Annotated in this window: 15 protein-coding genes; 5 read left to right on the top strand and 10 right to left on the bottom strand. The window is 54.4% G+C overall.

Annotated features, from left to right (window positions below; all coding sequences use genetic code 11):
- The first annotated feature begins 8 nt into the window (after positions 1-8).
- Entirely contained in the window at positions 9-275 is a 267-nt protein-coding gene (locus NR177_RS07935) for a DksA/TraR family C4-type zinc finger protein (RefSeq protein ID WP_256852617.1), read from the top strand.
- Between the two features lie 2 nt (positions 276-277).
- Here the strand turns inward: NR177_RS07935 and NR177_RS07930 are convergent, their stop codons facing one another.
- From NR177_RS07930 to NR177_RS07905, 6 genes are all read right to left on the bottom strand, one after another.
- Positions 278-376 (bottom strand): YoaK family small membrane protein, encoded by a 99-nt coding sequence (locus NR177_RS07930; protein ID WP_015700245.1) that lies wholly within the window; start codon positions 374-376, stop codon positions 278-280.
- A gap of 56 nt (positions 377-432) precedes the next feature.
- The gene (locus NR177_RS07925) at positions 433-756 is read right to left on the bottom strand and encodes a hypothetical protein (protein WP_063879702.1); all 324 of its coding nucleotides are present in this window, start codon (positions 754-756) and stop codon (positions 433-435) included.
- 595 nt (positions 757-1351) lie between these two features.
- Positions 1352-2536, bottom strand: coding sequence for a sugar transporter (locus NR177_RS07920; RefSeq protein WP_063879701.1), 1185 nt, complete (start codon positions 2534-2536; stop codon positions 1352-1354).
- A 165-nt stretch (positions 2537-2701) separates the two neighbouring features.
- Positions 2702-3247 (bottom strand): cytochrome b561, encoded by a 546-nt coding sequence (gene cybB / locus NR177_RS07915; RefSeq protein WP_256852616.1) that lies wholly within the window; start codon positions 3245-3247, stop codon positions 2702-2704.
- 204 nt (positions 3248-3451) lie between these two features.
- Positions 3452-3709, bottom strand: coding sequence for a hypothetical protein (locus NR177_RS07910; protein WP_096010563.1), 258 nt, complete (start codon positions 3707-3709; stop codon positions 3452-3454).
- Between the two features lie 165 nt (positions 3710-3874).
- Positions 3875-5122 carry an MFS transporter gene (locus NR177_RS07905; protein ID WP_109716383.1) on the bottom strand — a complete coding sequence of 416 codons (1248 nt, stop codon included), beginning with the start codon at positions 5120-5122 and terminating at the stop codon, positions 3875-3877.
- 94 nt (positions 5123-5216) lie between these two features.
- Here NR177_RS07905 and NR177_RS07900 point away from each other — a divergent pair, with 94 nt between their 5' ends.
- From NR177_RS07900 to bioD, 3 genes are all read left to right on the top strand, one after another.
- Positions 5217-6101: a LysR family transcriptional regulator gene (locus NR177_RS07900; RefSeq protein WP_256852615.1), complete on the top strand. Its 885-nt coding sequence runs from the start codon at positions 5217-5219 to the stop codon at positions 6099-6101.
- Positions 6102-6237: 136 nt separating this feature from the next.
- Positions 6238-7455 carry an ROK family transcriptional regulator gene (locus tag NR177_RS07895; RefSeq protein ID WP_256852614.1) on the top strand — a complete coding sequence of 406 codons (1218 nt, stop codon included), beginning with the start codon at positions 6238-6240 and terminating at the stop codon, positions 7453-7455.
- 115 nt (positions 7456-7570) lie between these two features.
- The gene (gene bioD, locus NR177_RS07890) at positions 7571-8269 is read left to right on the top strand and encodes a dethiobiotin synthase (protein WP_063879695.1); all 699 of its coding nucleotides are present in this window, start codon (positions 7571-7573) and stop codon (positions 8267-8269) included.
- A 148-nt stretch (positions 8270-8417) separates the two neighbouring features.
- Here bioD and osmV read toward each other — a convergent pair whose 3' ends face one another.
- The 4 genes from osmV to NR177_RS07870 are packed head-to-tail and all read right to left on the bottom strand — an operon-like array spanning position 8418 to position 11855.
- Positions 8418-9554 carry an osmoprotectant ABC transporter ATP-binding protein OsmV gene (gene osmV, locus NR177_RS07885; protein ID WP_063879694.1) on the bottom strand — a complete coding sequence of 379 codons (1137 nt, stop codon included), beginning with the start codon at positions 9552-9554 and terminating at the stop codon, positions 8418-8420.
- Positions 9554-10201, bottom strand: coding sequence for an osmoprotectant ABC transporter permease OsmW (gene osmW / locus NR177_RS07880; RefSeq protein WP_096010567.1), 648 nt, complete (start codon positions 10199-10201; stop codon positions 9554-9556). Before osmW ends, osmV begins: the two co-directional genes overlap by 1 nt.
- A gap of 9 nt (positions 10202-10210) precedes the next feature.
- Positions 10211-11122, bottom strand: a complete 912-nt coding sequence (locus tag NR177_RS07875; RefSeq protein WP_063879692.1) for a glycine betaine ABC transporter substrate-binding protein — start codon at positions 11120-11122, stop codon at positions 10211-10213.
- Between the two features lie 16 nt (positions 11123-11138).
- Complete coding sequence (locus NR177_RS07870) at positions 11139-11855, bottom strand: ABC transporter permease (RefSeq protein WP_256852613.1); 717 nt, start codon at positions 11853-11855, stop codon at positions 11139-11141.
- 378 nt (positions 11856-12233) lie between these two features.
- On the opposite strand from NR177_RS07870, the gene NR177_RS07865 reads away from it, so the two are divergent.
- On the top strand, positions 12234-13700 hold the full coding sequence (locus NR177_RS07865) for an MDR family MFS transporter (RefSeq protein ID WP_063879690.1): 1467 nt from the start codon (positions 12234-12236) through the stop codon (positions 13698-13700).
- Positions 13701-13734: the final 34 nt, after the last annotated feature.

The raw sequence follows: 13734 nt of genomic DNA, 5'->3' as shown, positions 1-13734 counted from the left end.
AAATGGCAATGGCAAACGGTTGGGCTTCAGAAGGGGCGGTACAGGAACAGATCGACAGTACGGTCAACGACGGTATTGAACGCGTGCGTCAGTCGCTTGGTCAGGGAGAAAGCGCCACAGAGTGTGAACTTTGCGGTGAGCCGATTCCTGCTGCGCGTCGTCAGGCACTGAAAGGCGTGCGCTACTGTATCGCCTGTCAGGAAAAAATCGATAAGCAACAAAAAGACAGCAGTCTGTATAACCGTCGCGGCAGTAAAGACAGCCAGCTACGTTAAGCTCAGGAGCCCGGCATGGCCAGGCCACTGCCAATAAACCAGGCGAGAAAACCGATACCGGCCACGATGATAGCGATGGGGAACAACAGACCAATTCTCATGTTTATCCTGTCAGGGTAGTTAGGGATGAATATTCAGGGACCATGTTATTCCGGGGCTACGCCAGCCGTAGCACGGCGCGATGGTTCTTCAGCAACGTAAACAGCTCAAACTGGGTCGCTTCATTAACTGAACGCTGCAGCTCGCCTTTGGTGTACATCATCGTGTGGATATGGCCCAGTTGACGCCACACGACAACGGCAGAGGCGATGAGTGCGCATGAATCCTCTGCCTGAACACATTCTACTGTGGCATGGTGTGTGTCGTCTAAGTCATTAACAAAAATTTTCAACCCATCCGCGGGTAAAATTGCCCGAAAGTCTTCCAGCATCACCTGGCTGACGTTACGCGATAAATAGAGCGTTAACCATTTTCTCGTCATCATGACACCTGACGTTAATTATTTTCTCTGTTATACGGGGTAAACAGATGTAATGGAAGTGTTGAGATTATTGAGGTGATATTAAGTTCTGCGTAGTAACCGACGGACTTTATAACCCGCGGGTTAAATTCTATTGGCCTAAATCAATGCGCGATACGTTCCTTGATCAATGAGCGATGCATTTTAATTCAGCATTTAATACAACACGTTTAAACCTGTTGATCCTACACCGCTGGGCGTAAGAACCATAAAAAAGCTAAGAATATAAGCTTAAGGATTGCAGGTATTTTCAGGGGGCATTTTATCGTTGACTGGCGGGTAAACAGGGCCGGGGACTTACTTCCGCCAGACCGATGTCCGGTACGTCAGGCTGGACGGTGCATGACTGTTCAGCAACTGAGCGTTTTCGGTGAGGCGGAACGTAGCGCTATTTCGCGGGACGTCAGAATGATTCATCCTGATGAGCGGCTATTTAGCAGGGCCTGGAAGGGCGCCGGGGTTTTACGTCGCGCGGTCTGTGATCTTATTTGAGACGAGTGTTACGGGGAGCAGTAAATAACATCAGGCTCCAGATAAAATCTGAAGCCTGTTATTATCAGCCATTAGAACGTAACTGCGGATAACGTTTGAAAATATAGACACACCATAATAGTGCGGCCAGTCCAATCATCGCCCCCACATTACCCACATCAGACAGACTCATATAAGCGCTGACCTGACTGCCTAACAGCGCACCCGCGCCGATGCCTATATTATAAATACCGGACATTAATGACATCGCCACATCCGTGGCATCAGGGGCCAGAGACAGCACGCGGATTTGCATCCCCAGGCCGATCATCATCATGGCCATTCCCCAAATCACGCACAGGGTAATGATAGCCCCAGGGCGGACAGCCGCGAAGATTAACAGCCCCATGCACAGGGTCACCAGGGCGATAGCGGCAATCAGCAGTGCAGAGGGGAATTTTTTACCCAGCGAGCTGAACAACAGGCTGCCGACAATGCCCGCCGAACCAAACAGCAGCAGCAGTAACGTCGTGAACCCCTCGCTGGCGTTGGCGACGAGCTGCATAAAGGGCTCAATATAGCTGTAAGCGGTGTAGTGCGCGGTCACCACCAACGTCACCAGCAGATACATTCCCACCAGCGCCGGACGGCGGAACAGCAGGGGAACGCTGCTGAGCGATCCCGTGTGCTCGCTGGGCAGTCGGGGCAATATGCGGACAAGCATAATCATCAGCACCAATCCAGACAGTCCGATCACGCCGAATGTGGTACGCCAGCCCAATGCCTGGCCCACAATGCGGCCGATAGGCACGCCCAGCACCATCGCCAGCGCAGTCCCGGTCGCCAGCATGCTCAGCGCCTGGGTCTTTTTACCTGCAGGCGCAACGCGAATGGCCAGCGAAGCCGTAATGGACCAGAACACGGCGTGGGATAGCGCAATGCCAATACGTGACACGATCAGGGAGCTAAAGCTCCATGCAAACGTCGAGAGCACATGGCTGGCAATAAAGACGCTAAACAGCACCGTTAACAGTAACCGGCGCTCAAAATTTCGCGTCAACAGCATCAAAGGCAGTGACAACAAGGCCACCACCCAGGCATAGATCGTCAGCATAATGCCCACTTCCGATGTTTTCATCGAAAAGCCTGCAGCAATATCTGAAAGCAATCCCACCGGCACGAACTCGGTAGTATTAAAAACAAAAGCGGCAATGGCCAGCAGCACCACGCGTAGCCAGGCCGTTTTACGGGAAACAGTTGTTGATGGCATGAGAAGTTAAATCAGTCTGTGCGTCAAAAATGGATGAGAGTGCTCACCCCATGAGAGTGACCTGCGTCACAATTTAGCGGTTATTGTGGAGGAATTAAGCGCCGGGTGGAACCACCAGACGCCGATTAAGATGAAATTTTTTAGCCTGACGCCTGCAGGTGGTGTTTATGGCTGGCGATTACGCTGTCCGGGCATCATGCGCCGCAACGTATTATCTTTCAGGGCATAGTGATGAAACAGCGCCGCTGCCACATGCAAGCCAATCAGCCAGTAGCCTAAGGGTGCGAGCGTCTCGTGCCAGTCGGTCAGTGTGTCCGCCAGATCAAAGTCAGGCTCGCCGGCCATCGGCATCGGCATACCAAATAACCACCACTCACGTCCTTTCAGATAACGCGATGCCAGACCCAGCACCGGAAGGGTAATGAAAAGCGCATAAATCAGTGTGTGCGTCAGGTGGGCCAGGCCGGTTTGCCAGCGCGGCACCGGGGGAATAATTGCAGGACTGCGATGACGGATTTTCAGCAACAACCGCGACAACATCACCACCAGAATGGTCGCCCCGGCGCTGAAGTGCGTCACCATCATGGCAAAGCGCTGCCAGGAGCCGCGTTCGACATAGCCGCGCAGTTCCATCGTGGCATAGGCGACGATAAGCAGCAAAACGGTAAGCCAGTGAAGCGCAATTTGAGATGCGGCAAATTTATCACGCATGGTAAATCCCTGTCAGAAAGTAAGGGCTCTAAGATAACGGAAAAAAGCGAAAAAGCTTAACGAATTGACCACTTCTGGCTGGGTTGACGAAAGGATGATTGGCCGCGTCGGGCAGCAGAGAGGGGGCGATATAAAGGGCAACACGGGAGTGGTTGAGGATGGCGGTCAGGAACCGCCATCGTTACGTCAAACGGGCGCGCGTAATCAGAAATCGACGCCGTGCTTAAGCGCCACACTGTCCTGGGCAGGCTGAGGTTTAGCCGCGGTCACCGGGCAACATTCCTCACAGCCTAAAGAGCCGGGATAATATTTGCGCGCCTGCTGAATGGCGGCGGTCGCCGAATAAAACGTGCCAAGAAACAGCCGACCTTCCAGGTCCGGAAGGTATTTACAGCCATTTGCATGCACAACATGATTATTGTTGTAGCCTGATTGTTTGTTGACGTAATAGTAACGCGCCATTAGGTCTCCCCTTTGCTGTGAATTAAAAGATTGCATTAATCTTTGGGATCAAAACGAGTATAGCGGGGAAACGCGTGAAATCAGCAATCACGCTGATAATACGGACAATTCTTGTACAGGAGGCATTCCGGGCAGCAAACCACCCGGAATATTTATTAAGATTTGCTAGAGTTTGCGCCTGTGCAACTGCCAGGCAACCCACAGTGCCACCAGCAGTAAAGCGGAGATGAACAGCGTAATACCGCCCCAGCCAAACTGATGCCAGAAAAAGCCGCCTGCCGTGCCAGCCACGCTGGAGCCCACGTAATAGCTGAACAAATACAGCGAAGAGGCCTGACCTTTTGCCCGGCGGGCGCGAGGGCCAATCCAGCCGCTGGCAACAGCGTGGGCGGCGAAAAAACCAGCGGTAAACAGCATCATACCGACAAACACCAGCACAAGGGCGTTAAAGGCAGTCAGGAGTAAGCCTGTCAGCATAATCAGGGTAGAACCCAACATCACCGGACCGCGACCAAACTTGTTGGTTAATGCCCCGGCCTTCGGCGAACTCCATGAACCCGTCAGATAGACAACCGACAACAATCCCACCACGGCCTGACTTAAATGCCAGGGCGCGCCCAGCAGGCGATAGCCAATGTAGTTGAACAGCGTCACAAAGGCCCCCATCAATAACAAGCCCTCTGCGAACAGCAGCGGTAATCCCGCATCCCGCCAGTGCAGCCGAAAATTGATCGCCAGATGGCGTGGGCGCAGCGAGGCCGGACGGAAATGACGGGATTCCGGTAAGATTTTCCAGAACATCAGGGCGGCGGCCAGGGCAAAGCAGCCAATTGCCGCGATGGCCACGCGCCATGAAAAAAAGTCGGTTAACACGCCACTGATTAAACGGCCGCTCATACCGCCAATCGAGTTTCCGCTGATATACAGCCCCATTGAAAAGGCGATCACGCTGGGATGAATCTCTTCACTCAGGTAGGTCATCCCCACGGCGGCGACACCGCTCAGCGACAGGCCGATTAACGCCCGCATCAGCAAAATGCCGTGCCAGCTGGTCATGGTGGCCGACAGCAGGGTGCAGATTGACGCCAGCATTAATGCCGTCACCATCACGGACTTACGTCCTATCGCGTCCGACAGCGGGCCAGTAACCAGCAACCCCAGGGCCATCATCGCGGTTGAAATGGACAAAGAAATGCTGCTCGCGGCGGGTGAAACGCCAAACTGTGTGGAGAGCACCGGCAGAATAGGCTGTACGCAATAGAGCAAGGCAAAGGTCGCCAGCCCGGCAGAGAACAAGGCGAGCGTAACGCGCATAAACGGGCGTGTGCCGCGCACGATGCCGTCAGACGCAGGAACGTCAGACTGTTCCGGCACGTTTCTGTCCAGCGGCAGCGCAGGTGAGGAGCGATTCACAATGGGTCCTTATGAGTAAAAACATAGCGTTACTCTAGAAAAGGCAGATTAGGTTGTCTAATATATTAATAATCTCAAATAAGATGTTTAACATATGAATATAGAGCTGCGTCATCTGCGTTATTTCATCGCCGTTGCGGAAGAACTTCATTTTGGCCGCGCAGCCCAACGCTTACACATCTCGCAACCGCCGCTGAGTCAGCAAATTATGCAGCTTGAGGCGGAAACAGGCGCGCAGCTCTTTAACCGCACCAATCGCAGCGTGCAGCTCACGCCCGCCGGACAGCAGTTTTTGCAGGACGCGCGGACCATCCTGCTGCAGGTTGATCAGGCAACGCAACGCGCAGCGCGTTTGCATCGCGGTGAAGAGGGGGAGCTGCGCATTGGTTTTACCTCTTCTGCTGCTTTTATCGGCGTGATGTCGGATGCGCTTTATCGGTTTCGTCAGCGCTGGCCTGAGGTGCATGTTCAGATGCAGGAAATTAATACCCGCCAGCAGCTGGCTCCGCTGCATGAAGGGAAACTGGACCTTGGGGTGATGCGTAACACGCCGCTTCCGGCGGATCTGCATCATCAGCTTTTGCTGCGAGAGCCGCTGTGTGCCGTGGTGCATAAAGCGCATCCGCTGGCCGCAGCAGGGCAGATTTCGCTACAGGCACTGGCCAGCGAACCTTTTGTGTTTTTTGATCCCCAGGTGGGGACAGCGCTTTATAGCGAAATTCTTGATCTCCTGCAGCGCTATCAGATCCGGCCCTATATCACTCAGGAAGTCGGTGAAGCGATGACCATATTAGGACTGGTGGCAACCGGGCTGGGCGTTTCCATCCTGCCGCTGTCATTTAGCCACGCGCGCCTCGCGAATGTGGTATGGCTGCCGCTTAAGGAAGCGGATGCGCTCTCAGAGATGTGGCTGGTGTGGTCGGGTGAAAGAGAGATGAGCGCGCAGATGACGCATATGATGGCTTTGCTGCGTCGCTAAAGGGCAGCTATCCCACAATGTCAGAAAAATTATGTGTGATAAATCACATATCTAAGCAAATCTTTGCCGTAACAAGCCAATCTGCCGCACCATAGCGGATATTTATTTAGAAGCGCGAAAATAACCGGAGCAGGGTGTGAGTTCGGACAGTCAACCTGGCCATATTGACCAAATCAAACAAATTAATGCGGGGGTCGTTTACCGGTTAATCGATCAGCATGGGCCCATTTCGCGTATTGAACTGTCAAAACGGGCCCAACTGGCCCCTGCCAGCATCACAAAAATCGTGCGGGAAATGCTTGATGCCCACCTGGTTCAGGAAACCGAGTTTCAGGAGCCGGGTGCCCGTGGACGTCCGGCGATTGGCCTCATCCTTGATACGGATGCCTGGCACTATCTGGCTATCCGTTTGCATCGTGGCATATTGACGCTCACCTTACGCGATCTGAGCAGCAAGGCGCGGGTTGAGGATCATCTGCCTTTGCCCGATGACCCAACACAGCCGTTGCTGACGACCCTGACCGACCATGTCGATGCGTTTTTTATTCGGCACCAGAAGCAGTTAGAAAGGCTCACCGCGATTGCCATCACCTTGCCGGGCTTGATTAATGCCGCCTCCGGCGTGGTGCACCGTTTACCGGGTTACCGTTGTCATGATATGCCTTTGGGCAGCACCCTGGCGGCACGCACCGGTCTGCCGGTATTTATTCAGCATGATATCTCAGCCTGGACGCTGGCTGAGTCGTTGTTTGGGGCGTCTCGTGGCGCACAGGACGTGATACAGATTGTGATCGATGAAACCGTCGGCGCGGGAGTCATCACGGGCGGTCAACTGCTGCACAAAAGCGGACGGGCGCTGGTCGAAGTGGGCCATACTCAGGTCGATCCTTACGGTCAGCAGTGCTACTGCGGCAATCACGGCTGCCTGGAAACAGTTGCCAGCACCGGCAGCCTGCTGGCGCTGGTCGCCCAACGGCTGCCAGGCCAGCCTGACAGCCTGTTACATCATCAGGCGTTAACGCTTTCCGCTCTCTGCGAGGCGGCGCAGGCCGGCGATCGGCTCGCCCGGGATGCGATCGCGACGGTGGGACATCACGTTGGCAGAATCCTGGGCATGATGGTCAACATCTTTAATCCTCAACAAATTCTTATAGGTTCGCCGCTAAATCAGGCGGCAGATATTTTATTTCCCGCCGTACAGAACACGATTCATCAGCAATCTTTACCTGCTTACAGCGCTGAAATTCAGCTAGCACCGACTGAATTTACTGAGCCTGGCACACTTGGCGCTGCCGCCTTGATCAAGGATTCACTCTACAGTGGTTACCTGTTAGTTAAGTTACTGCAAGGTTAAGCATCACTAACCTTGCGCTAACGCAATCTGCCCGGCCTTTTCCTTCCTTAGAATGTGAATTCGCACGAAAGCCTAATCGTCGATTAGCCCATACCGCTTGTGAAGGAGAAGTCGAGTGAAAACGCTATTTATTACTGGAACCGATACCGAAGTGGGAAAAACCGTGGTCTCACGCGCGCTGCTACAAAGTTTTAGTCAGGCGAACGAGCGGGCAGCGGGTTACAAACCTGTTGCCCGCTGCGGGGTCAGGACAGAAGAGGGCCTGAGAAACAAGGACGGTTTATTTTTGCAAAACGCCTCTTCCCTTGCGCTGCCGTATCATGCCGTCAATCCGGTGATTTTTGAGAAAGAGGAGATTTGCGGCTATCCGCCTGAAAAGGTGGACTATGCGCAAATCACCCAAGGGTTGCAGCACCTCAATCAGCTTGTCGACCGCGTGGTGGTCGAAGGCACCGGTGGCTGGCGCAGCCTGATGAACGATACGCAACCGCTTTCGACCTGGGTGGTCGAGCAGCAACTGCCGGTGATCTTAGTCGTCGGTATTAAGTTAGGCTGCATCAGCCATGCGCTGCTGACGGCCGAGGCGATTCTGGCAGACGGTTTACCGCTTGTGGGTTGGGTCGCAAACCGTATTAATCCCGGACTGGCGCACTATGCCGATATCATTGCCGTCCTGCGTGAACAGATTTCCGCGCCCCTTCTGGGTGAGTTGCCTTATTTACCGCGCGCAGAGCAACGCGACCTGTCGCCATATCTTGATATCTCGCGGCTAAACGCGGATAACCTGCATTTTGCCCGTGCAAAAATAGCCTGATATAAACCGCAATATCTGGGTAGTCCGCTAATCAGAACGCTTTATTTTTTCAGACGTGATGTGTCTGAGAGCACCAACAGACAGTGATATGGGATGAGAAGCAAGGTCAATCATAAAAGGGCCGCAATGCGATTGCGGCCCTGATTCGTTACGGGTTCAGACGACGACGTGTCCGCCCTGAGCTGAGATAGTCAGCAATATAATCCTGAGAAATCTCCCCGCTGTAGCGTCCGTCTTCATCCACAATTGGCATCCATACAGTGTTGTGCTCATAGAGTTTTGACAGCACCACACGCAGGTTTTCCTCGGCTTTGCCGGTGACTTTAAAGGTATGCAGCATCTCTTCGCAGCGACCGCTGGCGTTTCGTGCTTCGCGACGTTTCACAAAACCTAATGGCTTACCGTCGTCGTCCACCACGGTAATGGAACGCATGTCGTTGTCGTCCATGGTGCCAAAGGCCTCCGTTAACGGCGTTGAGCGTTTCACCGTGATCGTTGGCTGCTGGTCGGTGACATCGCCGGCCTGAACTAACAGCAGACGCTTCAGGGTACGGTCCTGACCGACGAACGAGCCAACAAACTCGTTTGCTGGCGTTGCCAGCAACTCATCCGGGCTGGCGCACTGGACAATTTTGCCCTGACCGAAGACCGCGATACGATCGCCAAGCTTTAACGCTTCATCAATATCGTGGCTGACCAGCATCACCGTTTTCTTTAACTGGCGCTGCATATCCAGAAACTCGTTCTGAATCACTTCCCGGTTTATCGGGTCTACTGCGCCGAAAGGCTCATCCATCAGCAGCACCGGTGGGTCCGCCGCCAGCGCGCGGATCACCCCGATACGTTGCTGCTGGCCCCCGGACATTTCGCGGGGATAGCGGTGCAGGAACTTGTGCGGATCAAGCGCCACCATGCTCATCAACTCCGTTGCCCGCTCACGGCACTGCTTCTTATCCCAGCCCAGCATGCGTGGCACGACGGTAATGTTCTCTTCAATCGTCATATTGGGGAACAGGCCGATTTGCTGGATCACGTAACCGATATTGCGGCGCAGGGTGGTGGTGTCCTGCGTACTGGTATCTTCGCCGTTAATTAAAATCCGGCCGCTGGTGGCGGGAATCAACCGGTTAATCATTTTCAGCGTGGTGGTTTTACCACAGCCGGAAGGGCCCAGGAGCACACACATTTCCCCGGCGGGAACTTCCAGACTCACATTGTCCACCGCTTTCATCAGCGTGCCATTTTTCTGGCTGAAGGTTTTCGTCAGATTTTCAAGTTTTATCATTATCGAATTCCCTTAGGAGTCAGCGCCAGCTGCAAACGGTGCAGCAGCCAGTCAAGAACAATAGCCAACAGACAAATCATCAGTGCCCCGGCGATCAGCATACGAATATCACTGCCGCTGATACCATCCAGCAACAGCATGCCCAGGCCGCCCGCGCCAATTACGGCAGCGATAGCCATCACGCCGACGTTCATGACCACAGCAGTACGGATACCACCGAAGATCACCGGGAGCGCCATGGGAATCTCCACCCAACGCAGGCGCTGCCAGAACGTCATGCCAATGCCGCGACCGGCTTCACGCAGGCCATCTGGCAGATTCTCCAGCGCGGTGTGAGTATTACGCACGATGGGCAGTAATGAGTAGAGGAACACCGCTGTGATAGCGGGCAAGGCACCAATTCCTTTACCAATAAGGGAGAACAGCGGAATCATCAGGCCAAACAGGGCAATGGTTGGGATGGTCAGTACAATCGTGGCAACCCCAAGCACCGGCGTTGCCAGCCATTTGAACCGCACGATCAAAATGCCAAGCGGCACGCCAATCACAATGGCGCATCCCACCGCGACCAGCACCAGCCAGGTATGTTGCCAGGTGAGCGTGAGCAGGTTATTCCAGTTATCAATGATGTAATGAAGGGTATCCATGATGCCTCCTTACAGCATGTTTTTGGATTGAAGGAAATCGCGCGCCACCTGTTCAGGTGACTGGTGGTCGATGTCCACCCGCTTGTTCATCTCGGTGATGGCCTCGTCGGTAATCAGCGGGGAAAGCTGATTCAGCGCCGCCTCAAGACCGGGATGGCTCTCCAGGACGTCTTTACGCACCACCGGCGTCACGTTGTAGCTGGGGAAGAAGTGTTTATCGTCTTCCAGCACCTTAAGATCGAACCCTTTCACGCGCCCGTCCGTGGTGTAAATCAGCCCGGCATCAACAAAACCATCGCGTACAGCGTTGTAGACCAGGCCCGGGTCCATCTGGCGAATCTGTGGCCTGTCGAGCGTCAGGTTATAGGCCTTCTGCAGGGGCTTCATCCCATCGGAACGTCCATAAAATTCCAGGTCCAGACCAAGACGCCAGTTATGTTTCGGGTCCGTTTTTCGCACCTGTTCCATTTTTGCAACCAGTTGCGACAGGGTGGAAATGCCTTCTTTTTCAGCCCGGGCGCGCTGCATAGCAAAGGCATAGGTGTTGTTCATCGGGGCCGGTTTGAGCCAGATAAGGCCCAGTTTGGCATCCAGATTTTTAACGGTGTTGTAAGCCTCCTCAGAGGACATCGGTTTGTTGATATGGTTGAAGATAATCAGCGAGGTACCCGTGTATTCCCAGGTCATGTCGATCTGCTTATTGATCATGGCATTACGACTGATGGTGGTCGCGATGTTGCGTTTCGGGACAACGTCAAAGCCTTTCTTTTGCAGCCACATCACCGTCATGGCAGACAGAATGTGTTGCTCGGTAAAGCTTTTAGTCGCGAGCACCAGCGGTGTGGCGGCTTGTACGGTCTGGCTGAGTGCCAGCGTGGTCATCAATGCCAGAGTACAGCTCTTAATCCAGCGCGTTAGCATTACAAACCCCTTATTGTTATGCCGCAGCGTGCGGACTGAGATAGCGCCCTAATGACGCCAGTAGCATATCCAGCACCAGTGCAACCAGCGCGGTTGCAACCGCACCCAGAATAAGCACAGGGAAGTCGTTAAGATAAATGCCGGGGAAAATCAGCTCGCCGAAACTGCTGGCGCCAATCAGGAAGGCCAGCGGGGCGGTGCCTACGTTAATGGCCGTGGCGATGCGCACGCCGGCCAGAATCACCGGTAAGGCGTTAGGGATTTCAACCTGACGCAGGCGTTGCCACTTGGTCATACCGATGCCGTTTGCCGCCTCGAGCAGGGAAGGCGGCACTGCGCTGAGTCCGGAATAGGTGTTACGGACAATCGGCAGTAAGGAGGCCAGAAACAGCGCGATCAGGGCAGGCTTGTCACCGATGCCGATGACCACCATGGCAAGCGCCAGTACGGCCAGCGGTGGCAGCGTATTGCCGACGTTAAAGATTTGCATCACGTATTCCGCCCAGCGACGTGCAAAAGGGCGGCTGAGCAGGATACCGCTGGGAATACCGACCAGCAGCGCGAACAGCATTGACCAAAACACCAAAAACAGGTGCTGCTGTCCAAGGTAAATCAGATCGACTCTGCGGGCGACCAGTGTATCCCAGCCAAGCCCCCAGACCAGTGCGCCCAACACTGCTACAACAGCAAGCAGCGCAAGACCGGCACGTTTGGTCAGTGAAGCGTTATGCATATGGATTCTCCCTGTTAACAGATCTGTTGTTATACATACCCAAAACAGCATGACAAAAGCGGCTAAATTGATTGCAGCTTCCAAAACCATGACTGTCGCTAAAGATCGAAAACCGCTGCCATTTTCTGCGTAATTTCAGCAACTGCAGAAAATACAGCTTTATTCCTATAGCAGCGCCAAGCGAAGCGCGCCAGTTTTTATCGGAAAAATCAGGAAGATAGGAATAGCCCAAAAGCGCCTCAGCCCTTATAGCAACTGGTTTAAGAGCGAAACTACCTAAAAACGCATCTATTAGGTGACGGTGTCACATATTGAGCTGAAGTGATTCCTGTCGCGCTGAATTTGCGCTAGCCTTAGAGGACTCAAAAAGGGAGCATCATGACCAACAGCACCTCCGCACCATCGCGCCGTCACTGGATTCTTCTTGCCTGTATGCTGGCGATGTTTATGGCGGCTATTGAAGTCACCATTGTGGCGACCGCGATGCCCACTATTGTGGCTGACCTGGGCGGCTTTTCGCAGTTCGGCTGGGTTTTCTCGGTCTATCTCCTGACGCAGGCGGTAAGCGTGCCGCTCTATGGACGGCTGGCCGACCTGTGGGGACGAAAAAAGATGCTGTTCCTTGGCATCATCCTCTTTCTTATGGGGTCCGTGCTCTGCGGCTTTGCCCAAAGTATGCTTTGGCTGATTATTTTCCGCGCCTTCCAGGGGCTGGGTGCCGGTGCCATCATGCCGCTGAGTTCCACCATCGTGGCCGACGTCTATTCCCCGCGTGAACGGGCCAGCGTGCAGGGGTGGTTGTCCAGCGTGTGGGGCGTCGCCGCCATTATCGGCCCGTTGTCTGGCGCATGGCTGGTTCAGCACTTTAGCTGGTCAGTGATTTTCTGGGTCAACGTACCGATTGGCATGATCAGTATGCTGATGCTGGCGGCGCTGTTGCCCGCTCACCCGCAGAAAGCTCAGCCGTCTCAGTCCCTGAATCTGACCGGCAGCGGCTGGCTGACGTTATGTATCAGCGCCGTACTGATTGCGCTGTTGCAGGCGGAGCAGTTGGGATACTGGCTGTTGCTGTTTTTGCTCATTGGCCTGGTGGCGGGTTGGCAGTTAACCCGCCATGAGCAGCGCACCCGGTCGCCATTGTTTCCGTTAGTCATCTGGAAGAGCCGGCTTATCATCGCAGGAAACTTAGGCAATCTGGTGATTGGTGCGACCATGATGGGCGTCAGCGCTTTTCTGCCAACCTGGATTCAGGGCGTGACGGGAGGATCGCCGCTTCAGGCGGGGACCGCGCTGGCGATGATGTCGATAGGCTGGCCACTGGCAAGCACCCTGAGTGGCCGGTTGATGCTGGTGACATCCTACCGCTTTACCGCGCTGTTGGGCGCGCTGTTGCTGATTAGCGGCAGCGCCTTGCTGCTGCTGTTACACAGAGAAAGCTCGCTGTTTCAGGCCGGATTTACGGCGTTTGTCATCGGCACCGGCATGGGAATGACCAGCACGACGTTTCTGGTGTCCGTGCAGAATCATGCCGATTATGACGTGCGCGGTATCTGTACCGCGTCGGTCATGTTTAGCCGCATGATCGGTTCGGCGTTGGGTACGGCGGTGATGGGTGCCGTGCTGAATCTGAATCTGCAGTGGCGACTGCCGCAGGCGCAGGACCCGGTTCAGCAAATCATGTCACAGGAAACCCGCGATCGGCTGGCCCCCGATGTTCTGCAACATATGCTGCAGGCCATTGCCGCATCGCTGCATTCGGTATTTATCGTGGCGTTGGTGATTGCGTTACTGACGATGTGGGTAGCATGGAAAATGCCGCGCCAACAGCCACAGCAGGCTGAATAAGGCGGGAGCAGCAGTAACGCGTTGCGTGACAGGC

The sequence above is a fragment of the Pantoea sp. Fr+CA_20 genome (assembly GCF_024520835.1).
Taxonomy (GTDB): Bacteria; Pseudomonadota; Gammaproteobacteria; order Enterobacterales; family Enterobacteriaceae; genus Pantoea; species Pantoea allii.
Note: the sequence above shows the minus strand (reverse complement) of the source record. Positions and strands in the feature narration are given on the sequence as shown.

Bases quoted from the DNA above. Each gene is read 5' to 3' on its own strand.
- NR177_RS07900 (WP_256852615.1), top strand. From the start codon at position 5,217: ATGAATATAGAGCTGCGTCATCTGCGTTATTTCATCGCCGTTGCGGAA.
- NR177_RS07875 (WP_063879692.1), bottom strand. From the start codon at position 11,122: ATGCTAACGCGCTGGATTAAGAGCTGTACTCTGGCATTGATGACCACG.
- NR177_RS07935 (WP_256852617.1), top strand. From the start codon at position 9: ATGGCAAACGGTTGGGCTTCAGAAGGGGCGGTACAGGAACAGATCGAC.
- NR177_RS07865 (WP_063879690.1), top strand. From the start codon at position 12,234: ATGACCAACAGCACCTCCGCACCATCGCGCCGTCACTGGATTCTTCTT.
- NR177_RS07925 (WP_063879702.1), bottom strand. From the start codon at position 756: ATGACGAGAAAATGGTTAACGCTCTATTTATCGCGTAACGTCAGCCAG.
- NR177_RS07910 (WP_096010563.1), bottom strand. From the start codon at position 3,709: ATGGCGCGTTACTATTACGTCAACAAACAATCAGGCTACAACAATAAT.
- NR177_RS07930 (WP_015700245.1), bottom strand. From the start codon at position 376: ATGAGAATTGGTCTGTTGTTCCCCATCGCTATCATCGTGGCCGGTATC.
- NR177_RS07920 (WP_063879701.1), bottom strand. From the start codon at position 2,536: ATGCCATCAACAACTGTTTCCCGTAAAACGGCCTGGCTACGCGTGGTG.
- cybB (WP_256852616.1), bottom strand. From the start codon at position 3,247: ATGCGTGATAAATTTGCCGCATCTCAAATTGCGCTTCACTGGCTTACC.
- osmW (WP_096010567.1), bottom strand. From the start codon at position 10,201: ATGGATACCCTTCATTACATCATTGATAACTGGAATAACCTGCTCACG.
- NR177_RS07870 (WP_256852613.1), bottom strand. From the start codon at position 11,855: ATGCATAACGCTTCACTGACCAAACGTGCCGGTCTTGCGCTGCTTGCT.
- osmV (WP_063879694.1), bottom strand. From the start codon at position 9,554: ATGATAAAACTTGAAAATCTGACGAAAACCTTCAGCCAGAAAAATGGC.